Source organism: Nonomuraea sp. NPDC049028, assembly GCF_043197735.1.
In the GTDB taxonomy this organism is placed as follows: Bacteria; Actinomycetota; Actinomycetes; order Streptosporangiales; family Streptosporangiaceae; genus Nonomuraea.
This window is the reverse complement of sequence record NZ_JBICTR010000011.1, coordinates 461004-478107: the sequence shown is the minus strand read 5'-3', so window position 1 is coordinate 478107 and position 17104 is coordinate 461004. Positions and strand designations below refer to the sequence as shown.

Genomic DNA, 17104 nt, shown 5'->3' with positions numbered 1-17104 from the left:
CGACATTACCGTGAAGTGGTCATGAGTAGCCGAAGTCCTGCGTCCACCACGGACCGCCGGCCCCGGCCACCACGCCGACGCCGATGGACTCGATGCGGCAGTTGAGGATGTTCTGGCGGTGGTCCTTGCTGTCGAGCCAGCCGCGGACCGCTTCTTCGGGGGAGGTGTAGCCGCGGCCGATGTTCTCGGCGGCGCCCGCCCGGTATCCGGCGCGCTCCATCCGGTCCCACGGCGAGGAGCCGTCGGGGGAGTCGTGGGTGAAGCGGCCGCTGCTCGCCATCTCAAGGGAGTGCGCGCGGGCGGAGCGGGTCAGCCTCGCGTCCGTCCGGAGGCGGCCGCAGCCGCGCTTGAGCCTGGCGGCGTTGGTGAGGCTGACGACCTTGGCCGCCATCGCCGGCGACATCTCGGCGGTCTGCTCGCCGAGCACCCGCGTGGGATCTTCGGCGGTGTAGCCGGGCACCATGTTGCCGTCCGGGCTCTTCGTGGGCTTGGCCCTGACGCTGCCGCGCGGGACCCCGGCGGTGCTCTCTCTGGGGATGCGGCCCGCGTACGGCAGCGCCTTCTTGGCCGTGGGCGTGACCGTGGGCTTGGCCTTGGCCGCGGCGGGCGGGGCCGTCTCGTTGAGGTAGATGTGGCCGGTTTCTTCGACGTTGTCCGTCAACCGCCCGATCAGCACACCCGTGAACAGAACCGCCATAAGACAGGCGAGCACCCCCAGATGGTTCCGGCGCCGTGCGCTCCGCTGGGTGTGCCGGGTGAGAGAGGTGTGCCACATGCCACACCCAACGATAGAGATGTCTGGTCCTGGGAAAGAAGGGATCCCAGGGAACCGAAATCGAACCGTTCTGTGTCAGGTAGACTGATCGCAGGTTACCGGTCTTTTGACCAGCACCCTTAAATGCGGGTAGCCTAATCAATCGTTGTGTGCATAGGTCCAGCGCGACCGATGCGCGGCGCGTCCGGCGTCATCTCCCATCATCGAGCCCATCGGGCCGGGGAGACGGAAGGTCCGGGCTGCCGTGTGCCCGCACCGACCGACCCTAGAGCTGTCGCTTCCCGACAGCGCCGAAGACGCGAGCATAAAGAAGGCTACGACCGTGCGCACGTACTCACCGAAGCCCGCCGACGTTCAGCGTCAGTGGTACGTCATCGACGCGACCGATGTCGTGCTGGGCCGGCTGGCCAGCCACGTCGCGATCCTGCTCCGCGGCAAGCACAAGCCGATCTTCGCCAACCACGTCGACACCGGCGACTTCGTCGTCGTCATCAACGCGGACAAGATCGCGCTCACCGGCAACAAGCGTGAGCAGAAGAAGGCCTACCGCCACTCGGGTTACCCGGGCGGTCTGCGTTCCGTCAGTTATGGCGAGCTCATGGACAAGCGGCCGGACAAGGCCGTCGAAAAGGCCGTCAAGGGCATGCTGCCGAAGAACTCCCTCGGCCGGAAGATGGCCAAGAAGCTCAAGGTCTACGCGGGGTCCGAGCACCCGCACCAGGCCCAGCAGCCGGTGCCGTTCGAGATCACCCAGATCGCCCAGTAGTAGTCCGAAAGATTTAGAGGAGAACCGTGGCTGAGCCCACCGGTGTCGAGACGGCCGTCGAGGCCGAGGTGGAAGAATTCTCCGGCGAGGAGTTCCCTTCCGAGTACACCACCGAGTCCACCGCCAGCGCTGACGCTCCCGTGCGCAAGCCCGTCACCACGGGCAACTCGTACGGCACCGGTCGCCGTAAGGAGGCGATCGCCCGCGTGCGCATCGTCCCCGGCACCGGCAAGTGGACGATCAACGGTCGTTCGCTGGACGTCTACTTCCCCAACAAGGTCCACCAGCAGATCGTCAACGAGCCCTTCGTGGTGCTCGGCGCCGAGGAGGCGTTCGACGTCATCGCGCGCATCGACGGTGGCGGCGTGACCGGCCAGGCCGGCGCGCTGCGCATGGGCCTGTCCCGTGCGCTGGCGATCCTTGATGTCGAGACCAACCGAGCGCCTCTGAAGAAGGCCGGCTTCCTCACCCGTGACGCCCGCGCCACGGAGCGGAAGAAGTACGGCCTCAAGAAGGCCCGTAAGGCTCCGCAGTACAGCAAGCGCTAAATTGGCGCGTCTTTTCGGCACCGACGGGGTTCGTGGGGTCGCTGGTCGCGACCTCACGGCGGAGCTCGCCATGGACCTCTCGGTCGCGGCGGCTCACGTCCTCGGCGATGCGGGCGCGTTCACGGCCACAGGACGTCGTCCTGTGGCCGTCGTAGGCCGGGACCCGCGTGCCTCGGGGGAGTTCCTCGAGGCCGCAGTGGTCGCCGGCCTTGCGTCGTCCGGAGTGGATGTGCTGCGCCTCGGCGTGCTGCCCACCCCGGCCGTCGCCTACCTCACCGCCGCGCTCGGCGCCGACATCGGCGTCATGCTGTCGGCGTCGCACAACGCGGCACCGGACAACGGCATCAAGTTCCTGGCCCGGGGCGGTTTCAAGCTGTCCGACGCGGTCGAGGACGAGATCGAGCGGCGGCTCGGCGAGGACTGGACCTTTCCCGTCGGCTCCGCCGTGGGCCGGGTGCGTGATGCCTACGGTGAGGCCGACCGCTACATCTCCCATGTGCTGACCACGGTCAGTGGCCGGCTCGACGGTCTCGACATCGTCGTCGACTGCGCACATGGCGCCGCTCACATGGTCGCCCCCGAGGCGCTGGTGCGATCCGGAGCCAGGGTGGAGGCCATCGGCGCGCGGCCCGACGGCCTCAACATCAACGCCGGCTACGGCTCCACCCACCTGCCCAAGCTGCAGCAGGTCGTCGTCTCGCGCGGCGCCGACCTCGGCATCGCGTATGACGGCGACGCCGACCGCTGCCTGGCGGTCGACCACACCGGCGCGATCATCGACGGCGACCAGATCATGGCGATCCTCGCGGCCGACATGCACGCCGAGGGCACGCTGGCCAAGGACACCGTGGTCGCGACCGTGATGTCCAACCTGGGCTTCAAGCTGGCCATGCGCGAGGCGGGCATCCACGTCGTGGAGACCGCGGTGGGCGACCGCTACGTGCTGGAGCGCATGAAGTCCGACGGCTACAACCTGGGTGGTGAGCAGTCGGGGCACGTCATCATGCTCGACCACGCGACCACCGGCGACGGCCTGCTCACCTCGCTGCACCTGCTCTCGGTCGTGGCCAGGTCGGGCAAGTCGCTGCGCGAGCTGGCCGCGGTGATGACGCCGCTGCCGCAGATCCTGATCAACGTCAAGGACGTGGACCGGGGCAAGGCGTCGGTGCCCGAGCTCACCGAGGCCGTGGCGCTGGCGGAGAAGGAGCTGGGTGAGACGGGCCGGGTGCTGATCAGGCCCAGCGGCACCGAGCCGATGATCCGCGTGATGGTCGAGGCCTCGTCCGAGGAGCACGCCTCCGAGGTCGCCGGTCGGCTGGCCGACGTGGTCCGGGTCGCCTGCGTCTGAGGCTTTTCCGGTGAGGGGCACGGCGGCGCCGTGCCCCTCACGCGTATCCTGCGGCTGGTGAGCGTGACTGTGCTGATCACCGGTGGGCGGGCGCCCGTGGCGCTGGACCTGGCCAGGAAGTTCGCCAGGTCGGGTGCGCGGGTCGTGGTGGCCGAGAGCTCGCGGGCGCAGCTCTGCGCGCGGTCCTCGGCCGTGGCGGTGAGCCATCGGGTGCCGCCGCCCAACCGGGCTCCCGAGGCGTTCGCCGACGCGCTGGCCGACATCGTCAAGCTGGAGGGCGTGCGGCTGGTCGTACCCACCTGCGAGGAGATCTTCTGGGTGGCCCGAGGGCGGAAGCGGCTGCACTGCGAGGTGCTGGCCGAGCCGCTCGGGACCCTGCGGGCGTTGCACAGCAAGTGGGAGTTCGTCCAGCTGGCGAAGGGTTTCGGGCTGCCGGTGCCCGAGACGGCGCTGGTGACGTCGCAGGCCGACCTGGCCGGGATCCGGCGCCCGTTCATCCTGAAGCCTGTTTTTTCGCGCTTTGGTACGAAAGTGCAGGTTGTACGGGGAAATATCGCGTTAAGGGCGGGCGAGGGGCCCTGGGTGGCTCAGGAACTGCTCGACGGGACGCAGATCTGCACCTACTCCGTGGCGGTGAAGGGGCGATTGGTGGCTCATGCCGCCTACGCGGTGGAGTTTACGGCTTCTGGGGCTTGTGTGAGTTTCGAGCCGGTGGAGCACGCCGAGGTGGACGCCTGGGTGACGGAGTTCGTCGCGCGGGTCGGATTCAGCGGGCAGATCGCCTTCGACTTCATGGTCGGCGACCGGGTGCTGCCGATGGAGTGCAATCCACGGGCCACCAGCGGGGTCCATCTGCTGGGCGACGAGCTGGCCGGGGTGCTGCTCGGTGACGTACCCGACCGGCCGCTGCGGCCCGCGCCGGGCACGCGGGCGATGATCGGGCTGGCGATGCTGGGCTTCGGCCTGGCGGGAGTACGCTCCTGGCCGGAATTGCGCCGGTGGGCGAGCGTGGTGTCGGCCGCTGACGACGTGATCGCGGTGGAAGGGGACCGGGGGCCGTTCCTGGCGCAGTTCGGGGTGCTGTGGGAGAACTGGATCCGCTCGTTGTGGACGCGGCGGTCACTGATCGAGTGCTCGACGTACGACATCGAGTGGGACGGCCGGTGAAGGCCGAGCTGTTCACGAAGGACACCCTCGGCGAGCTGCCCTGGCCCGACACCGAGGACGGCGCCTACGCGCGTGACTACCTGGTGCCGCTGGTCGAGCACGGGACCGAGGCGTTCGTCACCAATGTGGCCACGACCTACGGGGTGCTGCTCGTGGACGGGCGCATTGTCCTGCCGGTGTCGGTCAATGATGGTGAGCAGGGGAACGCGTGGGTGTGCTCGCCGTACACGCACTATGTGACCTATGCCGGTGAGGAGCTGCGTGTGCTCGGCAGCGGGGTGCTGCGCGCGGTGCTGGCGGCGGCGCTGGCCGCGCTGGGCGCACTGTGCCGGTGGGCGGAGCTGGACCGGGTGGTGCTGGTCAACAACTGGCTGCTGTCCACGAACCTCTATCCGGCCATCGAGCCCGCCCATGAGCGGGCCGCCATCCGCTTCCTGCGGGAGCGGTTCCCCGGGCACGCCGTCGGGTTCTGCTCGGTGAACCGGCGGATCGACGGCTGTGTGATGGTGCCGGGGCGGCGGATCTACCTGGTGCGGCCGGGGGAGCAGGAGGCCCGGCATCGCAAGCGGTGGCGGCGCGATCTGCGGCTGGTCGGGCGCAGAGGGTATGAGGTGGTGCGGCCGGGAGAGGGTGATGCGGCTCGGGTGGTCGAGCTCTATGACCTGCTTTATCTGGATAAGTACTCGCGGAACAATCCGCAGTTCACCGAGCGGTTCGTCCGCGAGACCATGCGGGCGGGCACGATCACCTACTGGGCGCTGGCCAGGGACGGGCGGATCGACGGGGTGCTCGGCTACTTCCACCGCGACGGGACGCTGACCACGCCGATCTTCGGCTACGACACCGCGCTGCCGCAGGGGATCGGGCTGTACCGGATGCTGAGCGCGCTGGTCTACCAGATCGCTGTAGACGAGGGGCTGTCGGTCAACGACAGTGCGGGTGCGGGGGAGTTCAAGCGGCTGCGTGGGGCGGTGCCGGAGATCGAGTATCGGGCCGTGTACGTCGGGCATCTGCCGTGGCGGCGGCGTACGGGGTGGGTGGTGCTGGCCTGGCTGCTCGACCGGGTCGCGGTGCCGGTCATGCGGCGTTACGAGCTTTGAGGGCTTTTGAGGGAGTGGGATGCGGAGTGATCTGCTGGCTCAGGTGTTCGCCGCCTGTGAGCGTACGCCCCGGGCGACGGCGATCGTGGGGGCGCGGGGGCGAGAGCTGACGTTCGGCGGGCTGCGCGATCGGGCGCTGCGCATCCGCGACCGGCTGGTGGCGGAGGGGCTCGGGCGCGGCGACGGCGTGCTGTACGCCGTCGAGCCCTCGCCGGACGCGATCGCCGTGGCGCTGGGCGTGGTCGCCGCGGGCGGGGTGCTGGTGCTGGCCGATCCCGGCCTCGCGCCGGAGATCCTGCGGGCCCGGCTCCGGCTGGCCCGGCCGCGCTGGGTGGTGGCGGGGTCGCTGCTGTACGCGGTCACGTCGTTCGCGCCGCTGCGCGCGCTGGCCAGGCGCCGGGGCGTGCTCCTGCCCGGCCTTCGCGATCCGCTGCCGGAGCTGGAACTGCGCCACGCCTACACCGGCCGGTGGCTGCCCGGCGTGCCGAGAGCGGCGGTACGGTTACGCGGCCTGGACGGCCCGCCGCTCCACGCCGGCCCTGGTCCCGGCATCGACCCCGGCGCGGGCGCCGGTCTGGGTGCGGATGCGGCCGACGCGACCGGGGCGGGTCGGGGTGAAGTGGATGATCCGGCGGCGGTGATCTTCACTTCCGGCACCACCGCGCATCCCAGGGCCGTCGTCCACACCCGCGCGTCCCTCGCCGCCGGGCTGGAGATCTTCAGGGACCGCTTCCCCGTCGAGCCCGGCGACGTCGTCCACACCGACGGCCTCATGCTCGGCCTGCCCGCGCTCATCGGCGGCGCCACCTGGTCGATGCCCGGCCCGGCCAAGCTGATCTTCGAGCGCCGGGTGACCCACTTGTACTGCGTGCCCGTCGAGCTGGCCGGGCTCGTCGCCCGGGTGGAACGGCTGCCGGAGAGCCTGCGCCACCTGCTGCTCGGGTCGGCTCCCGCGCCCCCGGCCGTACTGCGGAAGGCGATCGCCGCCGCACCCGGCGCGGAGGTGCTGAGCGTGTACGCGATGACGGAGGCGCTGCCGATCGCGCTGGCGAGCGCGGCCGAGAAGCTGGCCTGCGCCGAGGGAGACCTGCTCGGTGCGCCGCTGCCGGGAGTCGGCGTGCGGTTCACCGAGGACCAGGAGCTGGTCGTCAGCGGCCCGCATGTGGCGCGCGGCTACCTGGGCGAACCGCCGCACGACGAGGTGGCCACCGGCGACCTGGTCCGCCTGGACGGACAGGGCCGCCTCGTCCTGCTCGGCCGGAAGAAGGACATGATCCTTCGCGACGGCTTCAATATCTACCCGAGCCTGTACGAACCGGCCATCGCCGCGCTGCCCGGCGTGGCCGACGCGGCCATCGTCGGCCTGGCCGATCCGGTCACCGGGGACGAGGAGGTCGTACTGGCGCTGGTGCCCGGCGACGGCTTCCAGGAGGCGGCGGTACGCGCCCGGCTGCCCGCGCTGGTCGACGCGGGCGCGCTGCCCGACCGGATCGCGGTGCTCCCGGACTTCCCGCGATCCAGCAGGCGCAAGCTCGACCGGGCGGCCCTGCGCGCGGCCATCGGCCGCCCGTGAGCTATTCGTCGCCCGTCAGTGTGAAGACGCGCAGCCGCTGTCCCGCCCAGAGGACCGCGCCCAGCGTCACGATGATCAGCGCCGGTACGGCGAAGCCGAGCGTCACGTTGGCCTCCAGGAACGGGTTGCCGGAGAGCTGGTCGGCGATCGTCAGAGCCCACTGCTGGATGGAGAACTTCTGCGCCCCCGGTACGAACGTGCCGACCAGCGTCTCCCACAGCAGCGCGTAGATGATCCCGATCGTGACCGCGTGCCGGGTCAGGATGCCGAGCAGCAGGAACACCGCCGCGTAGGCGATGCCTGCGCACAGCGCGCCGACCGCGAAGCCCACCGCGAGACCGTCCTCGTTGCCCACCAGCAGCCAGGCCGCGAAGTACGTCGGGACCGCCGAGAACACCGCCAGCAGCGATGCGGCCACCAGGAACTTCGTCTGCGCGATGACCGGCCGGGAGATCGGCTTGGACATCAGGTGGATGATCGTGCCGTCGTCGATCTCCGGGGCGATCACCCCGGTGCCCGCGATGAGGCCGAGCAGCGGAAGCATCGTGCCGATGGCGAACTTGTCCATCAGCAGTTCGGCCGAGCGCGGGTCGTCGCCGCCGAACACCCGCAGCATGACGGCCAACCCGATCAACGCGAGCGGTAGCAGAAGCAGAAGGAAGATCCTCCGCCTGCCCAGCAACGCCCGGTAAGTGATACCAGCAACGACCGGATTCATTGCTCCACCCCATCGGTCGCTGGGATCCGGTGTCTTCCTCGCGGGTTCATCACGTGCTCCGGTTGATCAGGTAGGCGAAGACGCTCTCCAGGTCCTCGTCGGCGGGGGAGACCTCGTGCAGGCGGATCCCTTCGGTGCGGGCGACGCGCGGGAGCAGCCACGCGAAGCGCCGGAACTCGACCGCCTGGACCTCCAGCCCGCCCGCGCCGAGCGAGACGCCGCCCGCCGAGCTGTCGAGCATCAGGGCGGCGGCGAGCTTTCTGTCGTCGCTCGACCGGATCCTGAACAGGTGCGGCCGGTCGGTCATCAGCCGGCGGATCTCGCGGAAGTTACCCGAGGCGGCGTGCCGGCCCGCGACCAGTACCTCGATCTGCTGGGCGACCCGCTCGACCTCCTCCAGGATGTGCGAGCTGAACAGGATCGTCTTCCCCGCCGTGCCCATGGAGCGGATCAGGTCCATCAGGTGCAGCCGCTGGCGCGGGTCCATGCCGTTGAACGGCTCGTCGAGCAGCAGCACCGGCGGGTCGTGGACGAGCGCGGCGGCGACCTTCACCCGCTGGCGCATGCCCTTGGAGTAGGTCTCGACGCGGCGGTCCTTGGGCTCCTCCATCTCGACCGTGGCCAGCGCCTTGCGGGCGGCCTCGATCGGATCGGGCAGACCGTGGAGCCGGGCGGCGGACAGGACGAACTGCCAGCCGGTGAGGAACCCGTAGACACCCTCCCGTTCAGGAACCAGGCCGATGTTCTTATAGATGTGGTGGTTTTTCCAGATCTGGGTGCCGTCCATCGTCACCGTGCCGCCTGAGGGGGCCAGGAACCCGGCCATCAGGTGCAGCAGTGTCGACTTGCCCGCGCCGTTGGGGCCGAGCAGGCCGGTGACGCCGGGACCGATCGTCATCGTGACGTCGTTGACCGCCACCACGTTGCCGTACCAGCGAGAGACCTGTGCGAGCTCGATCTTCATCGGGCGGCCGCCTTCCGATAGCGAGCCGCGAGTGCCGCCAAGCCGATCCCGATGAGCACGACCACGAGGATCGCCGGGACGGGCCCCGGCGGGTAGCCGCCGTCCGGAACGTTGGCCGTGGTGCTGAACAGCCACACCTGTACGGCGTCGACCAGCCAGAACGGGTTGAGCAGCCAGGCCCACGCGGCTCCCGACTCGTTGCCCGTCGAGGACAGCGTGCCGTAGATGACCGGGACGGAGGCCGAGGTGAGCAGGTAGAGGGCGATGACGGAGGCGACGCCGAGCCCGCGCCTGGGCGTCAGCGAGGCGATGGCCAGGCCGAACGACGACAGCAGGAGCGCGAGCACCAGCGCCATGGCCAGGGCCCCGAAGTACTCCTTGGTCTGCGGCGGCCCGTCCATGTCGATGAGCAGTTCGCCCACGTAGATCAGCGTGAGCGGCACGGCGAGCAGCAGGAACAGCGCCGCGGTCATGGCGATGACCTTGGCGGCCACGTACTCGGCGATCGTGACCGGACGTGACAGGTACAGCGGCAGCACCCGGAAGCGCAGGTCGGGCGCGACGACCGTCGGCGCCTGTGCGGCCAGGAAGATGGCCACGACCGGCTGCATGTAGGTCGCGAAGCCGCTGTAGGCCATGCCGCGCTGCTTCAACAGGGCCATCATCGCGATCGACACGACCGCGGGCAGCAGCATGATGACGCCCAGGGCGAACGGAATGATCTTGCTGCGTGCCGTACGCCCGAGGCCGAAGACGCCGCGCAGGCTGTGGACGGTGAGCGCGCGCGTCGAGTAGCCGCGGCCGAGTCGCGGACCGTCGTAATGGCGGTAACCGATGTCATAGATCTCAGACACCCGCGTCGACCTCCTCCCTGAAGACGTCCTCGATGCGGTGGCGGCCCTGTTCCAGGCGAATCAGGCAGAGGTCGAGATCGACGGTCGCGTCGCGGATCGCGTCGAACGTCTCCGGGCCCGCCACCTTGACCAGCAGCAGGCGGCCGTGCTGGACGGCGCTGTGGCCGAGCTCGGACAGCCGCTCGGCGAGCGGCTGCGTGCCCTCCTCGACCTCGACCGTGACGGTCTGCGTGGCCTGGGTGAACTCGGCGATCGCGGAGGAGCGCAGCAGCCGGCCCCCGTCGATGACGATCACGTGGTCGCAGATCCGCTCCAGCTCGCCGAGCAGGTGCGAGGTGACGAGCACGCTGATGCCGAAGTCGGTGCCGATGCGCCTGATCAGCGCCAGCATCTCGTCCCGGCCGCGCGGGTCGAGCCCGTTGGTCGGCTCGTCGAGGAACACCAGCTTGGGGTCGTGCACGAGCGCCTGGGCCAGCTTGACCCGTTGCTTCATGCCGGTGGAGTAGCCGCCGATGGCGCGGTAGCGCTCCTCGGCCAGGCCGACGTGGCGCAGCACGTCGGCGGCGCGCTCGCGGGCCGCCGTACGCGGCAACCCGGACATCTGGGCGAGGTGGACGACCAGCTCGGTGGCGGACACGTCAGGGGGAAGACAGTCGTGCTCGGGCATGTAGCCCACGAACCTGCGGATCTCGGCGCCCTGCGTGGTCACGTCGAGATCGAGCACCCGCGCGCCGCCCCCGGTCGGGGGCAGCAGGCCCAGCAGGATCTTGATCAGCGTCGACTTGCCCGCGCCGTTGGCCCCGACCAGGCCGGTGACACCGGGTCCGACGGTGACCGTCAGCTGGTCGAGCGCCGTGACGGTCGGGAAGCGTTTGGTCAGCCCCTCGGTAGCGAGGATGTGCATGGTCCGGACCCTACCGGCCGGGTATGGGGTGTGGCCTCGTTCACACGGATGAACGATGTCCTACTTGAGGCCAGAATTTCCGCTGGATGGCCAAGGTGACGGTGCCCGAGATGATCATGCCGGCGATGTTCAGCGCGAGTTGCGCGACCGATCCGCCGACCTCGCCCCAATCGCTGAGCGCCAGCGCCACGGCCACGTAACCGGCGGCGGGGACCGTGGTGACCGAGATGAAGACGCCGATCAGGGCCGACGACTTGCCCGCCGTGATCGACAGCACCCCGGCGGCGCCCGCCAGCAGCGCCACGATGAACGACCAGCGGTCGGGCTTGACGATGAACTGGACCTCCTGGTTCACGCGCAGGTTGCTCAGGTCGATCCAGCCCATCCAGCGCGAGACCAGCGCGCAGGCGAACGTGATCGCGATCGCCACCGCGAACCCGACGACCAGGGTCTTGAGCGAGGTGATGATCAGTCGGCTCCGGCCGCGGAGCAGGCCGAAGCAGATGGCCGCGATGGCGCCGAACTCGGGTCCGAGCACCATCGCGCCGACGATCAGGATGGGCGAGTTCTGCAGGACGCCGATGCCCGCGAGCTGCGTGGCGATCGCGAGGAACGCCAGGTACGCCCACGTGATGCGCGACTCGGCCTGCACCCTCTGGGCGAGCTCCGCCCAGATGACCGCGTCGTCGGGGTCGCCGGGAGCCTCCTCGACGGCGTCCGCGGCGACCTTGGACAGGGCCAGATGCACCTGCTCGACGGCGATCGACCCCTCGTCCTGCACCCACTTGAGCCGGTCGATCACCTCGTTGGCCGCTTCGCGCGCGACGTCGCAGAGGATCAGATCGCCCTTCGGCTCGCGGGCCGCGCCGGGCAGCACGGCGACGTTGGTGACGCCCGTGCACTCGTCGAGCACGGCCGTCACCTCCTCCGTACGGGTGGACGGGGTGATCAATCGCAGATGTAGCACTGGGTCATTCTTGTCCATTGGATGTTGATGGGCCGTTGACTACCGTACGCGAGGGTCTCTCACATGAGGCAGACGTTCAGGTGTCACGAGGACGGCGAGGACTGCTGGTTCGCCGACATAGACGATCAGGGGTGCGCGGGCAGGTTCGCGACCTACCTGTTCGAGGAGGCGTTCAGGTACGGCGAAGCCGTACCCGCCTGACGGAGTGGTCGGCGCCCTTCTGCATGACCAGGCCGGCGCGGCCACGGGTGGGGGCGATGTTCTCGATCAGGTTGCGCTCGTTGATGTCGCGCCAGACGTTGACCGCGAACTCCGTCGCCTCCTCGTAGGAGAGGTCGGCGATGTACTTGAAGTAGGACTTGGGGTCCTCGAAGGCGGTGCGGCGGAGCTTGTGGAAGCGGTCGACGTACCAGGCCCGGATGTCTTCCACCTTGGCGTCGACGTAGATCGAGAAGTCGAAGTAGTCGTTGACCGCCAGGGATGTGGGTGGAGCGGGCTGCAGCACGTTCAACCCCTCAATGATCAAGATATCCGGATTTTTCACTATTTGTTTGGCGCCGGGGATGATGTCGTATTCGAGGTGGCTGTAGACCGGGGCCTGCACCTCGGGCAGCCCGGCCTTGACCTCGGCGACGAACCTGACCAGCGCCCTGCGGTCGTAGCTCTCGGGGAAGCCCTTGCGATGCATGATCCCCTTGGACTCCAGCACCGCGTTGGGATAGAGGAAGCTGTCGGTGGTGAGCAGCTCCACGTGCGGATGCTCGGGCCAGCGGGCCAGCAGTGTGTGCAGCAGCCGCGCCGTCGTCGATTTCCCGACCGCGACACTGCCCGCGATGCCCAGGATGTACGGCACGTGCTGCCCGGGATGCCCGAGAAAAGCGCTCAGCACGCTACTGCGTTGTTTGGACCCGGTGAAGTGGAGGTTCAGCAGCCGGGTCAGGGGGAGGTAGATGTCGGTGACCTCGGTGAGGTCGATGGGGTCGTCGACGCCACGCAGCTCTTCCAGCTCTTCCTCGGTGAGAGTCAAGGGCGTGTTCTTGCGGAGTTCGCTCCACTGCTCCCTGCTCAGTTCAACGTAGCCGTTGTTCACCTTGGCAGCGTATCGACGGCCGACAAACGCGCTCTCGACCGGGTGGCACTCTCTATCCACAGCCTGTGGATAAATACATGGGATTACTTAGGACCAGTTTGGGGTAAGGCGGTGGACCGCGCCTGGGGATCTCACCAAACCGGGCATGCGGCGATTTGTCAGCGGCTACTGTTCGGAGACCTGAGCTTCGGGAGGGCTTGTGGACCGTCGTCGCTTTCTGACCAGAGCAGGGCTGGCCGCCGCGGCCGGCATCACCGGGCCGTTCGCCGGAGTGGCCTGCGCGGGCGCCAGGGGCGGGGTCACACGGGCGACCGGCTACGGGCCGCTGAAGGCGGTGCGCGACGCGCGTGACGGCAAGGTCAGGCTGCACCTGCCCGACGGGTTCAAATACCGCTCCTTCAGTCCGGCGGGCAGCAAATACTCCGACGGCTCCATCGTGCCGGGCAGGCACGACGGGATGGGCGCGTTCCGGGGGCCGCGCGACACCGCGATCCTGGTGCGCAACCACGAGGTCAGCGGAGCGGTCGGCGCCTTCGGCGACAAGGACAAGGCCTACGACCCCGCGGCCGGCGGCGGCACCTCGACCCTCCACGTCACCCGCTACGGCGAGGTGCTCAAGAGCGCCCCGTCGCTCAACGGCACCATGATGAACTGCTCCGGCGGCCCGATGCCCTGGAACGCCTGGGTGAGCTGCGAGGAGACCGTCAACGGCCCCGACGTGGCCAACGACTTCTCCGGCGGCGACAACGGCAAGCTGACCCGCAAGCACGGCTACATCTTCGAGGTGCCGGTGTCGGGCACCTCCAACGCCAAGCCGATCAAGGCCGCCGGGCGGTTCGCGCACGAGTCGGCCGCGTTCGACCCGCAGGCGGGGACGCTCTACCTGACCGAGGACTGCTTCTCCTTCGCCTCCGGCTTCTACCGCTACACGCCGCCGAAGCATCCGCTCAAGGCCGGGCGGCTGCTCGACGGCGGCCGGCTGCAGATGCTCGCGATCAAGGGCTCGCCGCGCAAGGACCTGTCCAAGGGGCAGCGGCCCGGCGCGACGTACAACACGGTATGGGTGACCATCGACGACCCCGACCCCACCTTCACCGGCAAGCCGTCGAACGACGAGGCCGTCCAGGCCGTCGGCAAGCAGGGGCGGGCCGAGGGCGCGGCGATCTTCTCCCGGCTCGAAGGGGCCATCTACCACCAGGGCACCGTGTACTTCTGCTCCACCCAGGGCGGCGCCACCGCCGAGGGTGACACGCCGCCGTCCGGGTTCGGCAAGGGGCGCGGGCAGGTGTGGGCGTACGAGACGTGGACCGGGCGGCTCCGGCTGGTGTACGAGTCGCCGCGCTCGTCGGTGCTGGACCTGCCCGACAACGTGACGGCCAGCACCCGCGGCACGCTGGTGCTCTGCGAGGACGGCGACGGCGACAACTTCCTGCGCGGCCTCACCAAGCAGGGCCAGATCTTCGACTTCTGCCGCCTGGAGCCGGTGGCAGGCGACCCTGGCGCGGAGTTCGCGGGCTCCACCTTCGGCCCCGGCGGTCACACCTTGTACGTCAACGTCCAGTCCAAAGAGGGCACCTCGTTCGCCATCTGGGGACCCTGGCAGCGGGGCTCGTTCTAGCCCGCCAGCTCCGCGACCGCCTCGGCCACCTGGTCCACCTCCGCGTCGGTGTTGTAGTAGTGCGGTGACAGGCGCAGGCACCAGTCGACGTCCTTGTCGCCGAAGTCGAACTGGGCGAACTCCCGGAAGCTGAGCGCCGAGTTGATCCCCTTGGCGTCCATGGCCGCCTTGAACGGCTCCGGCCGCCACCCCTCGATGGTGAAGGTGGCGATGGCGCCCAGCTCGGGGCCCTTTTCGAGGACGCGTACCCCTGGAACGGCCGCTAGCAGGACGCGCAGCCGGGCGGCCAGCGCGGGCGAGCGGCGCGCGATGGCCTCGACGCCGACCTCGCGGGCGTAGCGGGCGGCGGCCGCGCAGCCCAGCACGGTCGCGTACGGGAACTCCCACTCCTCGAACCGCGCGGCGGACTCGGCGGGCTGGTAGCGGTCCGGCCCGGTCCAGCGGGCGCCGCGCATGTCGATGAACAGCGGCTCGTACCCCGCCTTCAGCACCCGGTCCGACACGTAGAGGAAGCCGGAGCCACGCGGGCCGCGCAGGAACTTCCGGCAGGTGGCGGTGAGCAGGTCGCAGCCGATCGCGGCCACGTCGATGGGGTACTGGCCGACCGACTGGCACGCGTCGACCATGTACAGCAGGTCCAGCTCGCGGCAGTGGCGGCCGATCTCGGCGACCGGCTGGACCAGCCCGGAGTTGGTGGGGATGTGGGTGGCGCTCACCAGCCGGGGCCGGTGCTCCCGCATGAGCGCGGCCATCGCCGCCACGTCCACGCCGCCCTCCGGCGCGTCCGGCGCGTGCACGACGCGCACACCGAAGCGCTTGCGCAGGGACAGGAACGCGATCTGGTTGGAGATGAAGTCGTTGCGCGTGGTCAGGATGACGTCGCCGGCCTCGAACGGGATCGAGGACAGAGCGGTGGCGAAGGCATGGGTGGCGCTACCGGCGAACGCGATGTTTCGAGGAGCACAGTTGATCAGGGCGGCGAGCTCTGAGTAGAACTCGCGGACCTGGACGGCACGGGCCGCCGACGCCTCATAGCCGCCGATCTGGGCTTCCAGTCGCAGGTGGTCGAGCATCGTGGCCAGCACCGGAGCGGCCAGCAGCCCGCATCCGGCGTTGTTGAAGTGCACGACCCGCTCGCACCCGGGGGTGTCGGCCCGCAGGCTCTCGACGTCGAGTAGCGATCCCGAGTCGGGGGCGAAAGCGCTATTATCAAGTCTCATGTCGGATAGTAGCAGTTCGGCGGAACTGGCAGCGCGGCTGCGTGCCCTGCTGTCCGGCATGGCGCCGGGCGACCGCCTGCCCAGCAGCCGCGACCTGGTCCAGCGCTACCGGGTGGGCCCCGTCACCGTGTCGCAGGCCATCGCCGCCCTGGCCGCCGAGGGCGCGGTGATCACCCGTCCGGGCAGCGGCACGTTCGTGGCGCCGCGTGCCAGGGCGGGCACCGAGGTCGCCGACACCGCCTGGCAGACGGTCGCGCTCACCGACCGGGCCGTGGACACCCGCTCGCTGACCGACGCGCTCGGCCCGCCGCCCGCCGGGACGATCACCCTGGATGGCGGCTACCTGCATCGGTCGCTGCAGCCGACGCGGGCCATGGCCGCGGCGCTGGGCCGCGCGGCCCGTCGGCCCGATGCCTGGGACCGGGCGCCCGCGATCGGCCTGTCACCGCTGCGCGCCGTGTTCGCCACCATGGCCGGCGGCGGTGTCACACCGGAGGACGTACTGATCACCGCGGGCGGGCAGAGCTCGCTGTCGATGGCGTTCCGGGCCATCGCGGGACCCGGCAACCCGGTCCTGGTGGAGTCGCCCACCTATCCCGGCGCCATGGCCGCCGCCCGCGCGGCCGGGCTCAGCCCGGTGCCGGTGCCCATGGACGCCGACGGGCTGCGGCCGGACCTGCTGGCCGAGGCGTTCGAGCTGACCCGCGCGCGGGTGCTGTACTGCCAGCCGGTCCACCACAATCCGACCGGCGCGGTGCTGACGCCCGAGCGCCGCCGCCAGGTCGTCGAGGTGGCCAGGGCGGCGGGGGCGTTCGTGATCGAGGACGACTTCGCCCGGTACCTGGGCCACGGCGGGCCCGTGCCGCCGCCGCTGGTGGCCGACGACCGTGACGGCACCGTCGTGTACCTGACCTCGCTCACCAAACCGGCCGCGCCGAGCCTGCGCATCGGGGCGCTGGTGGCGCGCGGTCCGGTGATGGCGCGGCTGCGGGCCGTCCGCCTGGTCGACGACCTCTTCATCTCCCGCCCGCTTCAGGAGGCCGCGCTGGAGCTGGTCAGCTCGCCGTCCTGGGAACGGCACCTCCGTACGCTGGCCACGGCCCTGCGCGAGCGGCGCGCGGAACTGGCCGCCGCCCTCGCGCGCGAGCTGCCCGGCTGGAGCGTAGCGCGGCAGCCGGCCGGCGGGCTGCACCTGTGGGCGCGGCTGCCCGACGGGCTGAGCGACACGGCGGTGGCCGGCGCCGCCCGGCAGCTCGGGGTCGCGGTCAGCGCGGGCAGCCGCTACTTCGCCACCGAGGTGCCCGCCGCGTGGCTGCGCCTCGGGTTCGCCGAGACGGCGGACGCCGCCGAGCTGGTCGAGGGCGTACGGCGGCTGGCCCGCGTCTGAGACCGACCCCGCGTACGGCGGCCGGCGCGCATCGGAGACCCCGCTGATTGAAGGCGGACAGGAGGTTATTCATACTCCGAAAGGACACTCGCGACAGGAGGGCTC

General features: G+C 70.0%; 17 protein-coding genes. 9 read left to right on the top strand and 8 right to left on the bottom strand.

Annotated elements, in window-relative coordinates:
- Positions 1 to 19: 19 nt before the first annotated feature.
- Positions 20 to 775, bottom strand: coding sequence for a CAP domain-containing protein (locus tag ACGFJ2_RS41210; RefSeq protein WP_357948199.1), 756 nt, complete (start codon positions 773 to 775; stop codon positions 20 to 22).
- 322 nt (positions 776 to 1097) lie between these two features.
- Between ACGFJ2_RS41210 and rplM the strand changes: the two genes are divergently transcribed.
- The 6 genes from rplM to ACGFJ2_RS41180 are packed head-to-tail and all read left to right on the top strand — an operon-like array spanning position 1098 to position 7277.
- On the top strand, positions 1098 to 1541 hold the full coding sequence (gene rplM / locus ACGFJ2_RS41205; RefSeq protein ID WP_219531477.1) for a 50S ribosomal protein L13: 444 nt from the start codon (positions 1098 to 1100) through the stop codon (positions 1539 to 1541).
- 26 nt (positions 1542 to 1567) lie between these two features.
- Entirely contained in the window at positions 1568 to 2089 is a 522-nt protein-coding gene (gene rpsI, locus ACGFJ2_RS41200; protein WP_357948202.1) for a 30S ribosomal protein S9, read from the top strand.
- 1 nt (position 2090) lies between these two features.
- Positions 2091 to 3437, top strand: coding sequence for a phosphoglucosamine mutase (glmM, locus tag ACGFJ2_RS41195; RefSeq protein ID WP_357948204.1), 1347 nt, complete (start codon positions 2091 to 2093; stop codon positions 3435 to 3437).
- Positions 3438 to 3494: 57 nt separating this feature from the next.
- Positions 3495 to 4604: an ATP-grasp domain-containing protein gene (locus ACGFJ2_RS41190; RefSeq protein WP_393477828.1), complete on the top strand. Its 1110-nt coding sequence runs from the start codon at positions 3495 to 3497 to the stop codon at positions 4602 to 4604.
- Positions 4520 to 5704, top strand: a complete 1185-nt coding sequence (locus tag ACGFJ2_RS41185) for a GNAT family N-acetyltransferase (RefSeq protein ID WP_393477827.1) — start codon at positions 4520 to 4522, stop codon at positions 5702 to 5704. Before ACGFJ2_RS41190 ends, ACGFJ2_RS41185 begins: the two co-directional genes overlap by 85 nt.
- Positions 5705 to 5723: 19 nt before the next feature.
- The gene (locus tag ACGFJ2_RS41180; RefSeq protein WP_393477824.1) at positions 5724 to 7277 is read left to right on the top strand and encodes a class I adenylate-forming enzyme family protein; all 1554 of its coding nucleotides are present in this window, start codon (positions 5724 to 5726) and stop codon (positions 7275 to 7277) included.
- 1 nt (position 7278) lies between these two features.
- Here the strand turns inward: ACGFJ2_RS41180 and ACGFJ2_RS41175 are convergent, their stop codons facing one another.
- The 5 genes from ACGFJ2_RS41175 to ACGFJ2_RS41155 are packed head-to-tail and all read right to left on the bottom strand — an operon-like array spanning position 7279 to position 11684.
- Complete coding sequence (locus ACGFJ2_RS41175) at positions 7279 to 7995, bottom strand: ABC transporter permease subunit (RefSeq protein ID WP_393477822.1); 717 nt, start codon at positions 7993 to 7995, stop codon at positions 7279 to 7281.
- A gap of 49 nt (positions 7996 to 8044) precedes the next feature.
- Positions 8045 to 8959 (bottom strand): ABC transporter ATP-binding protein, encoded by a 915-nt coding sequence (locus ACGFJ2_RS41170; protein WP_357948217.1) that lies wholly within the window; start codon positions 8957 to 8959, stop codon positions 8045 to 8047.
- Entirely contained in the window at positions 8956 to 9813 is an 858-nt protein-coding gene (locus ACGFJ2_RS41165; protein WP_357948220.1) for an ABC transporter permease subunit, read from the bottom strand. Before ACGFJ2_RS41165 ends, ACGFJ2_RS41170 begins: the two co-directional genes overlap by 4 nt.
- Entirely contained in the window at positions 9806 to 10717 is a 912-nt protein-coding gene (locus tag ACGFJ2_RS41160; protein WP_393477818.1) for an ABC transporter ATP-binding protein, read from the bottom strand. Before ACGFJ2_RS41160 ends, ACGFJ2_RS41165 begins: the two co-directional genes overlap by 8 nt.
- A 40-nt stretch (positions 10718 to 10757) precedes the next feature.
- Positions 10758 to 11684, bottom strand: coding sequence for a DUF389 domain-containing protein (locus tag ACGFJ2_RS41155; RefSeq protein WP_393477816.1), 927 nt, complete (start codon positions 11682 to 11684; stop codon positions 10758 to 10760).
- Between the two features lie 63 nt (positions 11685 to 11747).
- On the opposite strand from ACGFJ2_RS41155, the gene ACGFJ2_RS41150 reads away from it, so the two are divergent.
- Complete coding sequence (locus ACGFJ2_RS41150) at positions 11748 to 11885, top strand: hypothetical protein (protein ID WP_357948228.1); 138 nt, start codon at positions 11748 to 11750, stop codon at positions 11883 to 11885.
- Here ACGFJ2_RS41150 and coaA read toward each other — a convergent pair.
- Positions 11857 to 12774 (bottom strand): type I pantothenate kinase, encoded by a 918-nt coding sequence (gene coaA / locus ACGFJ2_RS41145; RefSeq protein WP_357948231.1) that lies wholly within the window; start codon positions 12772 to 12774, stop codon positions 11857 to 11859. The two genes, ACGFJ2_RS41150 and coaA, sit on opposite strands and share 29 nt — an antisense overlap.
- A 199-nt stretch (positions 12775 to 12973) precedes the next feature.
- Here coaA and ACGFJ2_RS41140 point away from each other — a divergent pair, with 199 nt between their 5' ends.
- Positions 12974 to 14392: an alkaline phosphatase PhoX gene (locus ACGFJ2_RS41140; RefSeq protein ID WP_393477813.1), complete on the top strand. Its 1419-nt coding sequence runs from the start codon at positions 12974 to 12976 to the stop codon at positions 14390 to 14392.
- Here the strand turns inward: ACGFJ2_RS41140 and ACGFJ2_RS41135 are convergent.
- Complete coding sequence (locus ACGFJ2_RS41135; protein WP_393477810.1) at positions 14389 to 15612, bottom strand: aminotransferase class V-fold PLP-dependent enzyme; 1224 nt, start codon at positions 15610 to 15612, stop codon at positions 14389 to 14391. The genes ACGFJ2_RS41140 and ACGFJ2_RS41135 overlap by 4 nt on opposite strands.
- Here ACGFJ2_RS41135 and ACGFJ2_RS41130 point away from each other — a divergent pair.
- A complete protein-coding gene (locus tag ACGFJ2_RS41130) occupies positions 15611 to 16999 on the top strand; it encodes a PLP-dependent aminotransferase family protein (protein ID WP_358179485.1) in 1389 nt (462 codons plus the stop codon). The two genes, ACGFJ2_RS41135 and ACGFJ2_RS41130, sit on opposite strands and share 2 nt — an antisense overlap.
- Positions 17000 to 17104: the final 105 nt, after the last annotated feature.